Source organism: Halolamina salina (assembly GCF_042678005.1).
GTDB lineage: Archaea > Halobacteriota > Halobacteria > Halobacteriales > Haloferacaceae > Halolamina > Halolamina salina.
In genome coordinates, this window is the sequence record NZ_JBHUDH010000224.1 from 1 (window position 1) to 2,955 (window position 2,955).

Annotated in this window: 3 protein-coding genes; 1 reads left to right on the top strand and 2 read right to left on the bottom strand. The window is 67.7% G+C overall.

The annotated features are described in order from the left end of the window. Positions 1-166: 166 nt before the first annotated feature. Both ACFR9S_RS14890 and ACFR9S_RS14895 read right to left on the bottom strand, forming a co-directional pair. On the bottom strand, positions 167-1,687 hold the full coding sequence (locus ACFR9S_RS14890; protein WP_379732253.1) for a carboxypeptidase M32: 1,521 nt from the start codon (positions 1,685-1,687) through the stop codon (positions 167-169). 64 nt (positions 1,688-1,751) lie between these two features. Further along, positions 1,752-2,462 carry a DUF1028 domain-containing protein gene (locus ACFR9S_RS14895; RefSeq protein WP_379732252.1) on the bottom strand — a complete coding sequence of 237 codons (711 nt, stop codon included), beginning with the start codon at positions 2,460-2,462 and terminating at the stop codon, positions 1,752-1,754. 118 nt (positions 2,463-2,580) lie between these two features. On the opposite strand from ACFR9S_RS14895, the gene ACFR9S_RS14900 reads away from it, so the two are divergent. Then, positions 2,581-2,937 (top strand): cell division protein SepF, encoded by a 357-nt coding sequence (locus ACFR9S_RS14900; protein ID WP_379732251.1) that lies wholly within the window; start codon positions 2,581-2,583, stop codon positions 2,935-2,937. The last annotated feature ends 18 nt before the right edge of the window (positions 2,938-2,955 follow it).

Sequence of the window (2,955 nt, forward strand, 5' to 3'; positions counted from 1 at the left end):
GGGACTCGGCGCTGTGCCGGGCCTCGTGCCCGGCACCCTGCGGTCGCAAGTGGTCTAGCGTCGAGACGCTGTTGCGGTCGCCGCCCCACACCGAACCGTCGCTATCGCGTCGAGACGGGGGATTCACACACCAAATGAAAAAGAACCAAAACGTGGATACGTCGACTTACAGCCCGTACAGATCCGTGAACTTCTCGTTCACGTAGTCGAGGAAGTAGTCGGCCGTCAGCGGCTCGCCCGTCGCCTCCTCGATCAGATCGTCGGACGTGTACGCGCGGCCGTGGCTGTGGACGTTCTCGTTCATCCACTCAAGCATCGGCTCGAAGTTCCCGTTGCGGATCTTGCCGTCGACGTCCGAGATGTCGTCGCGCATCGCCGCATCGAGCTGCGCTGCGAGCACGCTGCCGATCGTGTACCCCTGGAACCCCGCGAACCGCGAGGACCAGTGGATGTCCTGCAGGCAGCCCTCGCCGACGCCGTCCGGCGTGACGCCGAGGTACTCCTCCATCTTCTCGTTCCAGAGCTCGGGGATCTCCTCCACGTCGATCTCCCCCGCCACGAACGCGCTGTCTATCTCACACCGGAGGATGATGTGGAGGTGGTAGGTGAGCTCGTCCGCCTCCACCCGGATGAGGTTGTTCGGATAGATGCGGTTGACCGCCTCGTAGGCCTCCTGTGCGGTGAGGTCGTCGACGCCGTCGAGGTGTTCCTTCACCTCGGGGAGGAAGAACTCCCAGAACGGCTTCGTACGGCCGACGTGGTTCTCCCAGAAGCGGCTCTGGGACTCGTGGACACCCGAGGAGAGCGACTGGCCCAGCGGCGTGCCGTAGTGCTCCTCGGGCAGGCCAAGCATGTAGCTCGCGTGGCCGTACTCGTGGATCGTCGCCGTCAGCGCGTCCATCGGGTTGCCGGGCTTGTACCGCGTGGTCACGCGGGCGTCGAACTGGTTGCCCGACGTGAACGGGTGGGCGGAGATGTCCAGCCGCCCGTGATCGCGGTCGTAGCCGATCGCGTCGAGCGCGGCCTCCGAGAGCGCCCGCTGGTTCTCCTCGGCGTACTCCCCGCCCTCGTACGGGGAGGCGAGCTCGTCGCCGTGCTGCTCGATCTCCTCGATCAGCGGCACCAGCTCCGACTTCAGCCGGTCGAAGATCTCCTGAATCCGCTCCCGGGAGATGTACGGGAGACCGTCCTCGTACAGCACCTCGTAGGGCGCCTGATCCGGGCTGATGTGCTCGGCGCGCCGGATCGAGAGGTCACGCAGCTTCTCCAGCCGCGGCGCGAACAGCTCGAAGTCGTCCTCGGCCTTCGCCTCCTGCCAGATCTGTTGGTTCTCGCTCTGGACCTCGGAGAGCTCCTCGACGAGGTCGCCGGGCACGTCAGCGGTCCGGTCGTAGTTGCGCCGGATCTCGCGGACGTTGGCCCGCTGGCGCCAGTCGAGCTCGTCAGCGGCGTCCTCGGCGCCGGAAAGCGCTTCCTCGAACTCGTCGTCGGTCATCAGGTCGTGGGTGACCGAGGAGAGCGCCGAGAGCTGTTTCGCCCGGGCGGGGGCGCCGCCCTCGGGCATGGTCACCTGCTGATCCCAGCCCAGCACGCCGCTGGCGTCGCCGAGGTAGGAGATGCGTCGGTTCTGCTCGATGAGGTCGCGGTACGCGTCGGGGGCGTCCTCGGAGGGTTCCTCGATAGACACAGGCTGGCATAGCCCCGAGCGCCTATCAAACCCCGGGAGCCGGCAGTCGACGGTCGCGGGTCGACTACTCCTCGTCGGCGGCGTCGAGGTCGTCGGCCTCCATCGCCTCCTCGTAGCGCGCCATCGCCTGCTCGAACCCGTCGCTGGCCAGTCGGTACGTCTCCCGGAGCTCCTGAATCGGCGTCTCGGTCGCGTCCACGCGCAGGTCGTTGTAGTACGGCTCGTCGCCGTCCTCGGTGCTTCTGACTTTCAGCGCGGCGCTCTGGACGTGAAGCTCCTCGCGCTTGTCGCCGCCCTCGGCGTAGCCCGCGCCGAGCGCATCGATCAGTCGCTGGGCCAGCGGCGCGTCGCGATCCGACTCCGCGTACGTCTCGGCGACGCTCTCGATCACCGCCTCGCCGGTGAGGAGGTTGCCCGCGACGGTGTAGTTCTCCCCCTCGCGGTGGCCGTACCAGCCGTGACACTCCTCGCCGGAGAACGTGAACGCACCGTCGGCGTCGACGCCGTGGAGCTGGCGGTTCTCGGCGCCGTCGTCGGCGTTCAGCAGCGACCGGAGCGCGTCCTCGACCGCGAGCCCGTCGTCGATGTACTCGATCCCGCGCTCGCCGAGTTCGACGTTCACCAGACTCTGTGTCGCGACCGCGCCGTTCTCGGAGACGAACGGGCAGAGCGTCCCCACCGCGGGCAGCCGGGTCGTGACGGCGACGCCGAACCGCCGCTGTTCGTTGCCGTCCTCGTCCTCGTACTCCTCGCGCACGCAGATGCTGAACGTCACGGGCGTCGCTGTGGACGGAGCGGGGAAAAGTCGTCCTCCCCCGGCGAGATGGGCGGCCGTCGCCCGGTCGCGAGCGGACGGCGCAAGAACTAATGCCGCAGCCCCGGAGTTTTCGGGCATGGGAATCATGAGTAAGATCCTCGGCGGCGGCGGCGACCGAAGCACCGAGGACTACGCCACGCTCGACCTCGAGGAGGACTTCGAGAGCCCCGGCGCCGCCGGGACGATGAGCGTCCACTTCGCCGAGATCGGCGGCCAGCAGGACGTGATCGCGATCAAGGACGCGGTCTACGACGGCGACCTCGTCGTCGCGGACATCACCCGCCACTCCACGACCGACACCGCCAGCGATCGCATCGTCGAGGAGCTGCGACAGGTGGCCGACGAGGTCGACGGCGACATCGTCAAGAAGGGCGACGACCAGATCGTCGTCACCCCCACCGGCGTCGGGATCGCCCGCGAGAAGCTGAACTAACGCCGGCTGCTTCTCCTG

Bases quoted from the DNA above. Each gene is read 5' to 3' on its own strand.
- ACFR9S_RS14900 (WP_379732251.1), top strand. From the start codon at position 2,581: ATGGGAATCATGAGTAAGATCCTCGGCGGCGGCGGCGACCGAAGCACC.